This window comes from Peteryoungia ipomoeae (genome assembly GCF_004912165.1).
GTDB lineage: Bacteria > Pseudomonadota > Alphaproteobacteria > Rhizobiales > Rhizobiaceae > Allorhizobium > Allorhizobium ipomoeae.
This window is the reverse complement of sequence record NZ_STGV01000012.1, coordinates 12,787-27,843: the sequence shown is the minus strand read 5'-3', so window position 1 is coordinate 27,843 and position 15,057 is coordinate 12,787. Positions and strand designations below refer to the sequence as shown.

Genomic DNA, 15,057 nt, shown 5'->3' with positions numbered 1-15,057 from the left:
GTGCTACCCAGAAATTGCCCTGGAACACTGCTGTTATAAACTCAGCAGCGCCCGCGTGAGGCGGCATTGCCGGCCATCTTGCTCTTGAGAGAATATGAACCATCGACCTGTTCGACTGGATTCAGGCTCGTCATCCTGCTGGGTAACGCAACTCACATAGTGGTGCTTTCTCAGATGACGCCCATCTTAGGAAGTCGTGTAGCCCTCCGCGCAGGCTCCATTCCAAGAACTGCCATCAAGCGGTTCAATGAGACCAAGGAGCAAGTCAATCGTTCTATCGAAGCCCGACATATCGTGCCCGGGGGCGAATGAGGCGCTGATCCTGGTATTGCTCAATTGCATGCCCCACCCAACCAACGACACGCCCTATTGCAAGGATACAAAGACCTGCGGGCGCGGCCAGACCAAGGTGTAGCGAAAGCGCCGCCAAGGCACCATCGAAATTCAATAGCTTGCCGGTGACTGACTGTGCGGTATTCACCGCCTGGATGACATCCGCTGCCCCGCGGGAGCTGCGGTGGCGGTTCAATAGACCCAACAGAGTTTGCGCTCGGGGATCGCCTGAGGGGTAAAGCGGATGGCCGAAGCCCGGGACACTCTCACCTCGCCTCATCCAACCTGCAACCACTTCAGCATCTTTCTGTCTGCTGTCCAGAATCTCCTGCAGCAAACGATATGTTCTCTCAATTTCCCCGCCATGTCTCGCGCCCTGCAGCGTCGCCAATCCGGCCGCTGCGGCATGGTATATTGGCGCCCCGGCGGAGGCGGCTACCCTCACTGTGAACGTAGATGCGTTCAGTTCGTGATCTGCTCCGAGGATTAGCGCTGAGCGTAACAGGTCATCATGTTCTTCGACTTTCCAGGCAGACGATAATACCGCATGTACGGGGCGGGTGGTCGGCGTCACGCCGGACACCAGAGCAGTTACAAGTCTCAGTACATTCAAGCCAGCTCGCGACGCACCTTCTCGTGATAAGTCATACGCGCGAACGTCTCTCTGCCCCATCAGAGGCAGCAGAGCTTGGCAGGTAACGAGTGGGTAGTCAGGATCTACAGTTCCGGCAAGGTCAAGATATTCTGGGGGGAGCTCAATTGAGCCGGTTGAAAGTTTTGGCTCGTCATCGCAACCCCAAATCAAAGCTGCGACCGATTCAAGACTCCCACTGTTCGCAGCCAATTGCGAGGCATCGCGCCCGCGGAAATAGAGTTTCAGTCCATCGGTGAATGTTATTTCAGAATCCAGCAGTGGGGCCCCAAAGGAGAGCAGCTTGCTTGAGTCACCATGCTTTGTGGCAACCTTGTGCTTGTTGGCTAAAGCGCGAACGTCAGCTGCACGATACCGCCTTGCCCGCGTGCCACTTCGAGCCTCCGACTGGATAATCCCGCGGCTCACGTAGGCATAAAGCGTCGCCACGCTCACATTGAGCTCCGCCGCCGCCTCCGTCGCGGTCATGTATCCGGCTTCGTCCATGCCTTTGAGTAGCACCATACATTGATTCAATCAATCAAGATTGACCATCTAATTCATCAATGGGAAATCGTCCGCAGGTTGCACAGAAGATGGCGGTACGCGATGCCTTGGAAGCTTGGGATAGTAGGAATGGGTCCACGTGGCCTTTCTCTGCTGGAGAGACTGTCTAGCCTTCAGCAAGATCACTTTGAACCAATTGAACTTCATCTGTTCGAGCCAGGGCAGCCGGGTTGTGGAGTACATGCAACCGATCAGCCAGAGTATCTTCTCGCTAACACAGTCTGCTCTCAAATAACTGCATTTGGGATAAACAAACGAACCATCGCGCGCCCGATTGGCTCTCCCTCCCTGTTTGAGTGGGCGCGAGCACGGCAGTATGAGGTCGCTGAGGGCGACGGCGTCAATCATCTGGTGCATGAAAACGATTATCTTCCACGAGCGGTGCTGGGAAAATACCTCTCTTGGGCTTTCGAATACATCGTTCGGAACCTACCCGACAGCGTCAGCGTCACTCTTCATCAGCAGGAGGTTACTGACATCCGCGTGCTTGACCGGCACAAATATCACATCCTCGGCATCAATGGCCTGCGTGTCGAAGTTAACGGGCTTGCCATCACTACGGGCCACTCGTCGTGTGGGGCCCCCGGTCGTTCACCGAGATCCGCTCATGCTCCCGCTCACCCCGTCGATCGAATGATGGACCGGCTGGGCAGCACTGATCAAATCGGCATCGAGGGCATGGGATTGACCGCGCTTGATACGATCACAGCGGCAACAGTTGGTCGCGGAGGCCAGTTTACACGCGAGGGCGGGAGATTAAGGTACCGACCATCTGGTCGCGAACCTAAACTCGTCTGCTTCTCGCGAAGCGGCGTGCCTCTGCTCGCACGAGCACGCAATCAAAAGCCACTAAATTGGGACTATCAGCCCTTTTTTACGACGACACAGGCAACTGATCGCCTTCGAGATCCATACGGTGGAGGCTCTAGAGCTCAACGAAAACTCGACTTCGCTCGTGAGGTTTTACCGCTGGTCAACTCTGAGATGGAGTTGATGTATTATAGCACGCTTATCCGCAGGACCATGTGCGCTGAAAGAGCAGAGAGATTTGTCGTATCCTATCTCTCGGGAGGCCCAAAGTCTGCGGAGGTACGGGCCATTCTAGCTGCACTACCCACTGAATCTCGTTGGGATCTTGCATCACTTATGGCACCAGCGCCGCAAGATGTAATGGTCGACGGCACCCGTTACCGCCAGTGGCTGATCGAGAAAATGCGTGACGATGTTGACGAGGCTCGCGTGGGTAACATTGACAGCCCAATCAAGGCAGCTTGTGACGTGCTGCGCGACATCCGACCCATTCTACGACATGTCGTGGAACATGGCGGGCTTACGCCGGAATCACACCAGTCATTCCTTACGGATTTCGTGCCAGTAATGAACCGGCTCGCTGTCGGGCCACCACTTCAGAAAATTGAAGAACTGGCGGCACTTGTAGAGGCCGAAATTGTGGATGTCGGCCTTGGCCGGGCTCTCTCAGTGGAAGCTCCAACATCTGGCAAGACTAAAATCTACGGATCGGCTGGCACGCGCCAAGTCGACAAATTGGTCCGCACACATCTTCCGCTCCTGCCGGCCGTCTCGCTTCAAGGGGGCATCATCGAAGCGCTGCTTCGTGCCGGCGTGGCGAGAGCATTCACAAATGGTGGCTACGAACCTGGCGGACTTGATGTGACGCCCGAACACCGGCTGGTATCTCATGATGGACACTCTACATCGCCCATTTGGGCCCTTGGAACGCCGATCGAGGGGCCTCGCTTCTACACGTTCGTTCTATCCGCGCCTGGTGCCGCAAGGTCCCCGCTACAGGAGGCGCAAGAGTGCGCGGAAGACATCCTGCGTACTGCCCAAACTCTTTCCGCGGCTGTGCCGTCAGCCCGTGGGGATGCAACACGCATTCCTACGACGCCGCAATTCTCGGCCGCCTAAATCTCAGACCATCCCAAGAGACGATCAATGACCTCACTTATTTTGTGTACTCCAAAGGTGCTGCTGCAAAACACTCCAGAGGAATGGCTTGAAGCTACTGGCGGTGATGCCGTGCTGTTCACTGGTATCGCCGATGCTGAAACTTCCAAAGCCGCTGAAGAGCTTGCCACTCGGGCATTCCGGCAATCTGAGTTCTTTCACAATTACGAACATAGCGAGTTGATCGAGTCGTCAGCGATCGATCTACATCTTCGAACGAAATTCAGTCGCGTGTTGGCGTTTTCTGAAGCAGACGTGCTCCGCGCCGCTCGGATCCGCAACAAGCTTGCGCTGCAGGGCCAAACGCCTGAAGCAGCTCAATTCTTCCGAGACAAGATCTTGATGAAACGCAGAGCTTGGGAGCGCGGCGTTGACGTTCCCCGTTTCGCAGAAATCACAAGTGCCACCGACCTTACAGAATTCATCTCCGCACACGGCTTGCCTGTCGTGGTCAAACCATTCGATGGCCGCGGCTCGTCAGGCGTCGCGGTTCTCTCTACCGAGCAGGATGTGGTCTCCTTTCTAGAGAGCGGTGCGTCCAGTACGCACCGATACACGGTCGAGCAGTTCGTGCAAGGAGAGATGTTCAGAGTCGACGGGCTCTACGTTGACGGCAGCCCAGTGGTTATTCATGCAGCCCGTTATCTGAAGGACTGCCTCGCATTTATCCGAGGAGAGACTATCGGCACTCATAGCCTTGATGCCGGCAACCCGCTCGTCGGAAGGATTGAAGAATTCACACGATACCTGCTGGAGAAAGCTCTTCCTTTCCCCGCGACATCGATTTTCCATCTTCAAATCTTTCACACGCCTGATGATCGACTTGTACTTTGTGAAGTGGCCAGTCGTCTGGGAGGTGGTGTGATCAACGAGGAAGTGCTGATTGCGACGGGCGTAAATATGAAGATGGGATACGTCAAAGCCTCGATAGGTGGCGGAGATACATTAGAACGTCGCGCTGCAAGGGACTTCCGGCCAACGGCGCGCATAATCATACCACCCAAACATGGTGTTCTAGAGAGCCTCCCCTTGGCTGCAGAACATGACTGGATCGACATCTACAAACCTTACGGTGTCGTCGGTCGCCGTTACGGCGGCGCATCCATGACAAATGCCGAAGTGGCCAGTTTCGTCTTTAGCGGCGAGAATGAGGAAGAACTGAGATCGCGGGCGCTTGACCTGGATAGCTGGTTCAACTCCAAAACGATGTGGGCACTATGAGCGTCTCCCCTCTGGAGGAAACTGACACCCGGCTTTGGGCGCCTCTGTACAATGAGCGCTTCAGATCGCTTTGGATCGCCAACGGCATTTCAAACCTCGGCACCTGGATGCAGGGCATGGGCGCCGCATGGTTGATGGTTCAGTTAAGTTCTTCATCCCAGATGGTGGCGTTGATCCAAACCGCGATGACGCTGCCAATCTTCCTGCTCGTTGTACCAGCCGGAATTCTCGCGGACCGATTTGATCGCCGATCTTATCTTCTCGCCACGCACGTGGCGATGGCTATTGCCGCCTTCGGCCTCAGCATAATCATAGCCCTGGAAGCGGCGACTCCAAGCCTACTTCTGTTGGGCACATTTTTGCTGGGATGCGGCGCGGCCATGACGATGCCAGCGTGGCAAGCGGCAACATCCTCTTTAGTCGAACCGACGGAAATACACAGCGCTGCAGCTCTGAACGGCATGAGCTTCAATTTCGCCAGGACCTTGGGGCCTGCCTTAGCAGGCCTAGTCGCTCAGATATCGGCCATTTCCCTGATATTCTGGATGAACGCAGCTTCGTATCTTGCTCTCATCTTCGTATTTTGGAGGTGGCGTTCAACGTCAGCTAACGCGATCACAGGACCGAAGGCGCCCAGAAAGAGCAGGTCTCTCGGGTTTGGCCACATCTTGCAACACAAGCGCTTCATAGCACTGCTTGTACGGACCTTTCTCATTTTCTTTGGCGCAAGCAGCATGTGGAGCCTACTTCCCGCATTCGCTGGGCTCGAGCTGCACATGAATGCCTCGTCCGTTGGCCTCTTGATGGGCACAATTGGAGCCGGTGCTATCGTTGGAGGCATGCTGCTGCCTTCGCTCAAAGCAAGAGTTGGCATAGACCGTCTGACGCGTATTGCTGCCGCACTTCTAGGCTTTGCGCTAATCCTGGCAGCCTGTAACGTGAACTACTTCGCGCTCTGGCTCGCCATGGTGTTAACGGGAATGGGATGGGCTTTCATTGTTTCCGGGCTGAACGGAACGGCACAGGCTACGTTCCCCGTCCAGATCCGCGGCAAAGCGATTTCGGTCTATCTCATGGCTATGTATGGTGGCACCACGTCAGGCAGTTGGACCTGGGGATTGATATCCACATCTTATGGCGTCCCGTACACATTCGTTGCAGCAGCCACAATGTTGCTCATATGTGCCTGGGCATTGAAACGACTGTCGATTGCCTGAGCGGACATCGTCTCCGCCTTGAACGGTATCGAACCCTCGACGCGTAGTTTCGAGCCGGAACCTATAGAAACTTCAGCGCCCTGACTCTCAACGTGTCGATGCCCAAGATCCCAAATTGATCGAGCTCGCTCCCCATTTGCCGGAAATCAGGCTAATTCGTCGAAAACTCACAAGACACGCCTGATCAATCAAGTGCGACCAGTGTTTCTGCTCCTGCTGTATAGGAGCTTGCCTTGTGGACCCCAATCAACATTGCGGAGCCTTCATCAGCCAACGCCGATAGAACCGACCAAACGACAGGATGCAGTGCTTCATCCAGCGCAGAGAATGGCTCGTCGAGCAAGATTAGTGCAGGCTTGCGAAGGGCAGCGAGCGCTATGTTCAGGCGCTGTTTCTCGCCGCCAGACCATGAAGACACCGGCAGGTTCCAGAGTCGTTGTGGCAAGGCCAATCGATCCAACAGCTCGGTGATATCGGCCGAACTTGTTTCTGCGTAAGCAGCTTCATTTGCGAGGTCTGCCGCCAATTTTCCGGGGATCGCCGGCAAAAATTGGGTACAGTAACCAATGGCCACGCTTCGAATTGAAACGAGTTCCGCGACCGATATGTCGAAGAGATCTCGCTGCCCGTCACCGACACACAAGAAGGCACTTCCTCGGCTCGCTCTTTTTGTCCCATACAGCACATCGAGCACCGTTGATTTGCCCGACCCTGAACCGCCGACGATCAATCCTATTTCACCGGCCCTCAATCTAAAGCTCACCGGACCGACGGCTCGTGCTTCGTAGTCCTTTTCCAGGTTCTCGACACGCAAGATGTCCATAGCCGTCCTCAAATCATTGCCGCGACGAGGTCGCGGGCCGCAGGATGACAAGGATCAGCGATGAGCCGGTCTGGTGGAGCCTCCTCGACGATCCTGCCTTCGTCGAGCACGATCACGCGGTGGGCGATCAGCCGGGCAATCCGGAGATCATGTGTCACAAGCAACATGGCGACGCCCGTTTGGCGCTGAAGCCCCGAAAGCAATGAAAGAAGACGGACCTGCACCGAGGTATCCAAACCAGTCGTCGGCTCGTCCAGACAGAGAACCTTCGGTCCGTGGACCAGCGCTCGCGCAATCTGCAAGCGCTGCTGCATGCCACCGGAAAACAAACTCGGCAGGTCGCCCATCCTTGCGACATCGAGATCGAGTGCAGCGAACCAGTGCTGCGCTGACGCCATCGCTCGGCCAAAATTGCGCTCGCCATTGTCGAACAGAGGCTGAACGATGTTCGCGGCGGCACTTTGTGCCATATCGAGGGTGTCACGAGCATTCTGAGCGACTATCCCGACGTTCCGACGTCGCTGTGAAACCAAAGCCTGCTCGGGAAGCTCATAGATCGAGATCGGGCCATCGGCGGATTGGTGTAGCACCCTCCCCTCGTGCGGACGCAAAAGCCCGCCCGCCATGCGCAGCAGCGTCGACTTTCCCGCTCCGGATTTCCCGACGAGACAAAGCACCTCTCCAGGATAGAGGACGAACGACGTGTCCGGCGCAATCCGCCTATCATATGAAACGCGACCAAGCGTCAGGACGGGAGAAGGTAGCCTAAGCACCGGCAACCTCCTTTGATCTTTGTTCGCAACATTCGGTATCGGAGCATACCCATTCGCTTGTCCCATCATCCTTCTGGAGAAGGTGGTCGAGATGACTGGTTGCGCATCCGCAAATGACACACTGCCGTCCGTCATCAGGATAGCCGGGGTCAAAAGGTATATCGTCGAATGCAAGGCTTTCGACATGGGTGTAGGGTGGCAATGCATAGAGCCGACGCTCTCGGGCCGCGCCGAATATCTGAATTGCCGGCGAACGGTGGAGACTAGCGTTATCTCGCTTCGGTATCGGTGACGGAGACATCAAATATCGCCCTTCGACCATAACCGGGTAGTCATACCCTGGCTGGACTGCACCACGACTACCGGTTCTTTCCTCGAACAGCCGAGCGTACACACGGCCGTAATCCGCGTGTGCGTGCATGCGAGAGGCCTCCTTGGCCGAGTTGACGAAGGCGCGCAAAGGGTCTGGTCTCGGCACCTGATAAACGACGATCTGCCCCTCCTGGAGCTTTGCCTCGGGGACACGCTGGCGGACCTGTATGAGTGTTGCCTCAGGCGTGCGGGTCGTGGTGGTTACGAAAGCCGTCCTCGTGAAGAAGGACCGAATGTTGACCGCATTCACCGTGTCGTCTGAGCCATGGTCGGTAACCTTCAGCAAGTCCTCCTCATTGATCAGGCTTGCCGTGACCACCATGCCCCCTACCCCCCAACCGTAGGCTATCGGCATTTCCGGTGCGACGAACGGCACCTGATAGCCCGGGATGGCCAGGGCCTTCAGGATTGTTCGTCTCACAGATCTTTTGCTGTCCTCATCGAGGTAGCCGAACGTTTCATTCATGCGTAGACCTCGCACGCCGGATCAGCTCCAGATCGGATTGAAAGTCGGAATAGTGAGGCAATTTAAGGTGCGATACGTAGCCGGCTGCTTCCACGCCGTCGCTATGGGAAAGCACCAGCTCAGGATCAAGCCCTGCTTTCAGTGCCTGATCCACGGTGGCCATAGCGACAGCTTTCCTCTCGTTCGTCCCGAACGCAACACCGAAGCCTGGCGAGAGATGGGATTGCTTGCCGTCCAGAGCCGGCGCCACCATACGGCAGATAGTGATGTCTATATCCCCGATCGAAACGGTAAGCCCCAGATCCTCCAGCTCGACCAGGATCTCAACCTGACCTGCCGACAGCTCTTCCACATAGGGATGGGACGCGCCGGCAGTGCGCAGCCGCGTATATGCAATACCAGTCAGAAACCCCTCTTCTCCACGAACCAAATGGCCGAGCGTCTCAGATGGTCCGTAAGGCGGGCGGATCGGGACCCGCGTGATGTCAACTGGTTCATGATCCCGGTTCCCGCTCGGCTCGCAGTCTGGGGGAACAAGCAAATCGTGATAGGAAGATGTATGCGGTCTTAGCACGGCGGGTTCTTGGTCGAAACCGCTTTCAACCTGCAGCTCCTCGTCAACCACCGAGCGACCAGCGCAGGGGCGCGCCCCCATCAAGGAAAAATCGAGGAGCCGGTGGGTGTAGTCGTAGGTCGCTCCAAGGATCTGGCCGCCGGCGAGCTCTTTCGTGGTCGCGGAGATATGCCGATCGAGGCAAATATCCGTGAATTCTATGGGCTCGCAATGGCCCATGCGCCGAAGCGTGGCGCGGTGAGCCCGCAATAGGAAGGTCGCCTCCGACAGATCGCCTTGCGCCTGCTTCAGAGCGAGAGCCGCGAGGTCTCGATCGTAAAGGGCGCCTTCCGTCATCACCCGGTCCACTGCACCCCGCATCTGCTCCCTTATCTGGGCGACGGTCAATTCCGGCACATCGGGATCGCCACGCCGGGCACGCGCCAAGGCTTCGAGGCTCCTGGTAATGGCAACTTCTCCCCCCTTAGCCGGCACATACATCGGCGATCTCCAATCTGACGCTTCGGGGGAGACATGCGCACAGTTCACCCGCCGTAAAGATCACATCGATTCCGAGCGGGTAGAGCGCGTTATTCTGCGCCCATGCGGCAGGAAACATTTTCGGCAATCCAATCGGCGCCAGGCTAGCGCCGTTTGGCCCTACTCCCGGGCCGGCAAGCCGCCATGGCTCACCACCGGTGAGTGAAACGACTTCTATGAGCATGGTCGTGGAAAGGTGCGGGTCGACAAGCGTTCCGACGGGAAAGCCATCGAACCCGTTAAAGCGTTCTCCGCTACAGAGTGCGAAAACACAGTTTACCCGACTCGCACTCGGCAACTGTGCCTTGGTCGCATTCGCCTTGATTTCGGCGAAGCCTTCATCAATCCAGACCGGCGTCGTCTCATCCGCGAGCGTTTCGAGGACAACGGAATTAGCGAGCTGTCCTGCGCGCAAAGTCATCATCTTACCAGGATAGGCGAATGCCTGAAGGAGGTTTCGATAGGCCTTTCGGTCTTCGTAAGCGTTCTGGGGTCCACGCTGATCGATCGCAATTTTCACGGCGTTTTACCCCCTCGCGCGGCGGTGAAAAAATGTGCCGCTGTCGCTTGAGCCGTATTTGCCCGGCGCTGCCGGCTCACCGAGATGGCGGACTCGGCCGGCTGCAGCAATTTCGGCCTGAGTTCGCCATACATCTGAGGATCCTGGAGCAGCGCATCGAAAACCGCCACAAGCTCAGCCCTTTCAAGATCGCTGCCCAGGACCACGCCATAACCCCGCCGACCGGCCAGCTCTACAACGCAGCGCGATACGGTCGCTTCGCCGAGATGAAATGCGGTTTTCGTCACGGGTGTTTTCGCACGCAGCTGGATCAGACCAATCTCTGGCCCCACAAGCCGACGTACATCAGCGCACTGCGGACAGTCTTCAAAAGATGCCCGCAGCAGATCAATGGGCGCGCGGGCGAGCACGCCCATCCAATGGCGACGCTCGCTTTGGACGCAATCGGGATCAGGCGCGGCTGACTTTGGCGTCATAAACATCTTCCGGAGCGAGCGGAACGAGGCGATCGCCCATTTCGCGCTTCAGTGCGGCAAGGCGCACTTCATCGTCGGCGGTGCGATTTTCCTTGCGAGCAAGCTCAAGGAATTCGGGCCGCACATGACCTGGGCGGATCGTAACCTCGACTACCGTACCGCGGTATGTAAAACGGAAATAATACCGTCCCTTCGGGCTTTCCTCGATGCCGTCCCAACCCAGCGAACGGTCGACCACGTACCGACCGTCGGTCAGCCCTCTGGTAACAAATTCGAAGGCATCACGTCCACCAGGACCCGGAAACGCCGTATCGATACGGATTTCACGCCGTTCGACGGGACGTCCTTCATCCAGTAGCGGAAACGCCCGCTGCATGACCTTGAGGCCGTGCGCAACGCCACCGGGAAAACCGGGACCATGGTATTTGAGGAGTTCGGCAAAGCTCACGGTGAAGGCTTCGCCATTCTCAAGATAGGTAATCGTGTCCAATGTAGGCTCCTGTTCTTGGTTTAGGATGAAGAGACGGTTGCCCCAAAGATCGGGGAAACGATATCAGGTCGGCCAACAGCGCCGGTATTCCGCACGAAAGGCACCCCGTAGAGGCGGGCGAGCTCGCCATCCGTCATCATGTCGGCAGTGGGGCCATAGAGAACCTCGTCTCCGGCATGCATCATCAAAGCCCGATCGGCGAGGATCAAACCATGCTGTGGATGATGGGTGGTGAAAACGATCGTGTGGCTGCGAGCCTGCCTCAGCCGCATCAGGACACCGAGCAGCAGGTTTTGATTGGCAAGATCAAGGGAAGCTGCGGGTTCATCGAGCACGAGAACTTTGGCCTCTGTCGCCAATGCCCGCGCAAGCAGGACGATCTGCCGCTCGCCGCCGGAAAGGTGACCGAAAGAGCGTTCTGCAAATTGAGAGGCGCCTACTGTGGCCAACGCGGACAAGGCAGCGATCTCGTCAGCCTTTCCCGGCAGCCCGAAGAGCCCCAGGCGCCCGGCTCGCCCCATCATCACGATGTCAAGGCAACGATGCTGATCTCCGCCACCTTGTGACTGCGGTACATAACCGACAACGGCAGGCATCGTTCGGGTGCCTTCACTCAGCTCCAGGGATCCTAGCAAGGTGCGCAGAAGCGTGGTTTTACCGCGGCCATTACAGCCCAGGATCGCCAACACCTCACCATGCGGCAGATCAAAGCTGACATCGCGAAAAATCCAGCGCTGACCCCGCCTCATTCCTGCATTTGAGAGTGCGATCATTGGGTCGCCCCAATCCGCGCCTGCCTTGTGCAGAGGAGGTAGATGAAGACCGGTGCACCAATGACAGCCGTAAGAATGCCAAGCGGCAGCTCGGCGCTGATAATTGCTCGTGCAAGCGTGTCGATCACCACCATAAAACTCGCCCCAAGCAATGCGGCCGTGCCATGAAAGCGCCGATGCCCTTCCCCGACAAGGAGGCGCGCCGCGTGCGGAATGACGAGCCCCACCCAACCGATGACACCGGCCACGGCTACAGAACCGCCAATGATCACCGAGATTACGGAAAAGACGAGCCAACGCGAAAAGCCGACATTCACACCGAATGAACGCGCTTCTTCGTCACCCATCGACAGGACCGCAATCCGAAAGCGCAAACGATAAAGAATGATGATGGCAAGCAGGATCACCGGGCCATGTTCGCCGACCTTCCTCCAGCTTGCCGATGAGAAACTGCCCATCAGCCAAAAGACGATCGCAGGAAGCGAAGTTTCCGGATCAGCCACGTATTGCGTCAGCGAGATCATCGCTGAAAACAACGCATCAATGACGATACCTGCCAGCACGATCGAAAGGATCGTGCGCCCTGCTACACGTGAGATGACCGCAACCAGCACAAGCGCGAAAAGAGCAGAGCTGAAGGTAGCGGCAAACAACACGGTAGCGCCACCGCCGACCAGCAGCGTCAGCGCCCCACCGAGCGCCGCCCCCGATGAAACACCTAGCACACGCGGCGACACGAGTGGATTGCGGAACAGAGCCTGAAGTGCTGCACCGCATAGAGCAAGTCCTGCACCAACGATCGCCGCCAGCAAGATGCGTGGCACACGAACGTTGATGAGAATGCGCTCCTCCATAGTTTCTGGCGCAAGCGCGCCAGAAAGCCAACGAGCCGCGATGTTCAGGACATCAGCAAGCGGTATGCTGAACCGGCCAACTGATGCCGAGACAACGATCGCCACTACAAGAAGCAAGAGCAATGCCGACCAATGTATGACCGCGCGTGCGGTCGACTGATCCGGATGATCGGTTCCGGCAGGGGCCAGTGTCATTTGCGAGCGAACTGTTGATAGTTCGAAGCGCTGGCGTTGAGATCGAGCTTCAAGACAGCGTCGATTTCGTCTTCCGTAGGAGAATAGTTGTAGAGCCGTTCAAATCCCTTTTTCACCTCGGCGCGCAGATCGAAATGGAAGAGGTTCGGATGAGCAAGGTTTGCAAGCCACATCCAGGTAAACGGGCTTTCGTGGCTGGCGCTATCCCATACATATCCACCATTCGGTGTCTTGTAGACACGCCCGGTCTTGGCGGCAGTAGTCTGCGACAAAACTTCGTTCTCGAATATCGTTTCGCGTCCGGCGTCAGTTTCCGCAGCTGTCAGCATGATAAGGTCGGGGTTCCACGCCGCAATTTGCTCTGCGTTGACTTCTGCCTGGACACCCAGGCCCTTGCCAACATTGTCGCCGCCAACGAGCGTGATGAAGAAGTTCTGGTAGCTCTTTTCCCCCGTCGCAGTAAATTTGCCTTTGGAGGAGCGCAGGTGAAGGATTTTCGGCTTGCGTTCCGCCGGGTGTGCCGCAAGCGTAGATTTGACGTCTGCAATGACTTCGTCACGCCACGCAAACAGATCCCTCGCCTTTTCCGGTTTGCCAAGAATATTTGCCACGAGGCTGATGTTTTCGCGGGCGAGCTCTTCCGTACCGCCATTGCCGCCTCCGACCATCAGCGCGACCGGAATACCGGCGTTACGCAGTGGCGCCACGAGTTCGTCTCCTCGACCGCCCCATTGGATGACGAGATCGGGCCTGAGCGCCGCGATTGCTTCGACATTCGGCATCCAGCCATTGCCGCCCTCCGCCACGATACCGCTTTCAATGGACGCGGCCTCTGGAAACATCTTCTTGAGTAGGCCGGTTTCGAATGCTTTGCGTGAACCGGGGTTCATGCCGACGAGATGTTCCGACGTCCCATCAACCGCGATCACCGTTGCAGCACCCGGCTGTGGCAAGGTGACGATGCGCGTCGCAGGCTTCGGAAGAGTGACTTCAGCGCCAGTCACATCCTTGAACGTGATGGGGTCCGCAAGCAAAGGCGCCGGCGCCAAAGCTAGGATAATTGCTGCGGAGGAGAGAAGAAACTTCGAAAACACCAGGCACCTCATAATATGAGTATTGCATTCATGTTTTTCGTATATATGGAGAAGCGTCTTATCAAGTCGAACAAATCGGACAATGCGGGAAGAAATTTCGAACAGACTTGCCTCCCTTTCCATCCGTGATCTGATGTTGGTTTTGGCCGTCCATCGGTGCGGAGGTTTTCGCGCGGCGGCCGAGGAGATGGGTATCAGCGCCTCGGGGCTGTCGCATCAGGTTCGCAAAGCCGAAACAGTGTTGGGCACAACTGTATTCGAGCGCGGCGCCCGCAAGGTCACTCCGACTGACGCCGGTGGCGACATCCTTAGGCGTATCGGCATGCTGCTCCAGCAAGTTGCAGCGCTGGGCCATGAGACCAGCCGAAGGGCGGGGGCATTCGGCGGGCGCCTCCGCGTCGGGATGATCTCTACTGTCGGCCCATTCCTCATTCCTCAAACGGTTGGGTTCGTTCACAAACACTATCCGCGTCTTGAACTCGCTTTCATGGAGGGGAAGCACGAAGGCCTCAGTAGGCGACTTAGAGAAGGGGAGCTCGATCTCGTGATCACGGCGTGCCCTGTACTCGATGAGGCGTTCCATCAGGTCGAGCTCCTCAACGAGCCGTTTCACCTCCTCACAAGCGTGGAAAATCCGGTCATCCAACGTGATCAGATCGAACCAGCTGATCTCGCCAAACTCGATCTATTGCCCTTGAGCGAAGACGACTTTCCCATGAGCATGGAGGATTCCACTCTAAGGTTTGCCGACCGCTCGAATGGACCGATCTTGCGCTCTTACGGGCTTAGCATCGAAACCCGAGTACACCTCGTCAGGGAGCAGGGATACTCGTGCTTAATTCCGTCCATCGCGTGTGGGCAATCCATCAGCGGTACGCAATTTGCGTTGGCAGAAATCAAGGGAGAGCCCGTTCGTAGACAAATCTTCGCTCTTTGGCGGCGTAGTTCACCATATCCGGTAGATCTTGAGAATTTCGCCAAGGAGCTTGCCATCCTTCTAAAGGAAGGCCAGCGATCCGTAAGGTCTTGAACCAATTCGAGCCCATGTGAAGCCATCCAGACACGCAATATCGACCGTAAACAACTCTATTATAGGCACGTTTGTTCATCGAGCGAGCAAAGCCTCCTCGCCGGCGCCCATTTGGCGAACGCCTTGACTTAGGGCCGGGCGGGTCTGTGATGATGTCCTTG

15 protein-coding genes are annotated in these 15,057 nt (G+C 56.9%); 4 read left to right on the top strand and 11 right to left on the bottom strand.

Translation table 11 applies throughout. The features are described 5' to 3' along the window. Positions 1 to 274 precede the first annotated feature (274 nt). The gene (locus FAA97_RS20730) at positions 275 to 1,489 is read right to left on the bottom strand and encodes a citrate synthase family protein (RefSeq protein WP_136600479.1); all 1,215 of its coding nucleotides are present in this window, start codon (positions 1,487 to 1,489) and stop codon (positions 275 to 277) included. A gap of 111 nt (positions 1,490 to 1,600) precedes the next feature. On the opposite strand from FAA97_RS20730, the gene FAA97_RS20725 reads away from it, so the two are divergent. From FAA97_RS20725 to FAA97_RS20715, 3 genes are read left to right on the top strand one after another with little or no spacing between them, the layout of a single operon-like run. Next, on the top strand, positions 1,601 to 3,460 hold the full coding sequence (locus FAA97_RS20725) for an FAD/NAD(P)-binding protein (protein ID WP_168801072.1): 1,860 nt from the start codon (positions 1,601 to 1,603) through the stop codon (positions 3,458 to 3,460). 27 nt (positions 3,461 to 3,487) lie between these two features. Further along, positions 3,488 to 4,720: an ATP-grasp domain-containing protein gene (locus tag FAA97_RS20720; RefSeq protein WP_136600477.1), complete on the top strand. Its 1,233-nt coding sequence runs from the start codon at positions 3,488 to 3,490 to the stop codon at positions 4,718 to 4,720. Beyond that, positions 4,717 to 5,937 (top strand): MFS transporter, encoded by a 1,221-nt coding sequence (locus tag FAA97_RS20715; protein WP_136600476.1) that lies wholly within the window; start codon positions 4,717 to 4,719, stop codon positions 5,935 to 5,937. Before FAA97_RS20720 ends, FAA97_RS20715 begins: the two co-directional genes overlap by 4 nt. A 184-nt stretch (positions 5,938 to 6,121) precedes the next feature. Here the strand turns inward: FAA97_RS20715 and FAA97_RS20710 are convergent, their stop codons facing one another. The 10 genes from FAA97_RS20710 to FAA97_RS20665 are packed head-to-tail and all read right to left on the bottom strand — an operon-like array spanning position 6,122 to position 13,989. Continuing rightward, a complete protein-coding gene (locus FAA97_RS20710; RefSeq protein ID WP_062553583.1) occupies positions 6,122 to 6,760 on the bottom strand; it encodes an ATP-binding cassette domain-containing protein in 639 nt (212 codons plus the stop codon). Between the two features lie 8 nt (positions 6,761 to 6,768). Then, positions 6,769 to 7,599 carry an ATP-binding cassette domain-containing protein gene (locus FAA97_RS20705; RefSeq protein WP_234889411.1) on the bottom strand — a complete coding sequence of 277 codons (831 nt, stop codon included), beginning with the start codon at positions 7,597 to 7,599 and terminating at the stop codon, positions 6,769 to 6,771. Then, the gene (locus FAA97_RS20700; RefSeq protein WP_062553581.1) at positions 7,526 to 8,371 is read right to left on the bottom strand and encodes an alpha-D-ribose 1-methylphosphonate 5-phosphate C-P-lyase PhnJ; all 846 of its coding nucleotides are present in this window, start codon (positions 8,369 to 8,371) and stop codon (positions 7,526 to 7,528) included. The genes FAA97_RS20705 and FAA97_RS20700 overlap by 74 nt, the downstream gene beginning before the upstream one ends. Then, positions 8,364 to 9,425: a carbon-phosphorus lyase complex subunit PhnI gene (locus FAA97_RS20695; RefSeq protein WP_136600475.1), complete on the bottom strand. Its 1,062-nt coding sequence runs from the start codon at positions 9,423 to 9,425 to the stop codon at positions 8,364 to 8,366. The genes FAA97_RS20700 and FAA97_RS20695 overlap by 8 nt, the downstream gene beginning before the upstream one ends. Next, entirely contained in the window at positions 9,409 to 9,984 is a 576-nt protein-coding gene (gene phnH / locus FAA97_RS20690; RefSeq protein WP_136600474.1) for a phosphonate C-P lyase system protein PhnH, read from the bottom strand. Before phnH ends, FAA97_RS20695 begins: the two co-directional genes overlap by 17 nt. Beyond that, on the bottom strand, positions 9,981 to 10,460 hold the full coding sequence (phnG, locus tag FAA97_RS20685; RefSeq protein ID WP_062553578.1) for a phosphonate C-P lyase system protein PhnG: 480 nt from the start codon (positions 10,458 to 10,460) through the stop codon (positions 9,981 to 9,983). The genes phnH and phnG overlap by 4 nt, the downstream gene beginning before the upstream one ends. Next, entirely contained in the window at positions 10,435 to 10,950 is a 516-nt protein-coding gene (locus FAA97_RS20680) for a hypothetical protein (protein WP_062553577.1), read from the bottom strand. Before FAA97_RS20680 ends, phnG begins: the two co-directional genes overlap by 26 nt. A gap of 20 nt (positions 10,951 to 10,970) precedes the next feature. Further along, complete coding sequence (locus FAA97_RS20675; protein ID WP_136600473.1) at positions 10,971 to 11,723, bottom strand: ABC transporter ATP-binding protein; 753 nt, start codon at positions 11,721 to 11,723, stop codon at positions 10,971 to 10,973. Further along, positions 11,720 to 12,772, bottom strand: coding sequence for a FecCD family ABC transporter permease (locus tag FAA97_RS20670; protein ID WP_070149865.1), 1,053 nt, complete (start codon positions 12,770 to 12,772; stop codon positions 11,720 to 11,722). Before FAA97_RS20670 ends, FAA97_RS20675 begins: the two co-directional genes overlap by 4 nt. Beyond that, positions 12,769 to 13,989, bottom strand: a complete 1,221-nt coding sequence (locus FAA97_RS20665) for an ABC transporter substrate-binding protein (protein ID WP_206110081.1) — start codon at positions 13,987 to 13,989, stop codon at positions 12,769 to 12,771. The genes FAA97_RS20670 and FAA97_RS20665 overlap by 4 nt, the downstream gene beginning before the upstream one ends. Between FAA97_RS20665 and FAA97_RS20660 the strand changes: the two genes are divergently transcribed. Continuing rightward, positions 13,949 to 14,896, top strand: a complete 948-nt coding sequence (locus FAA97_RS20660) for a LysR family transcriptional regulator (protein ID WP_136600472.1) — start codon at positions 13,949 to 13,951, stop codon at positions 14,894 to 14,896. The two genes, FAA97_RS20665 and FAA97_RS20660, sit on opposite strands and share 41 nt — an antisense overlap. Positions 14,897 to 15,057: the final 161 nt, after the last annotated feature.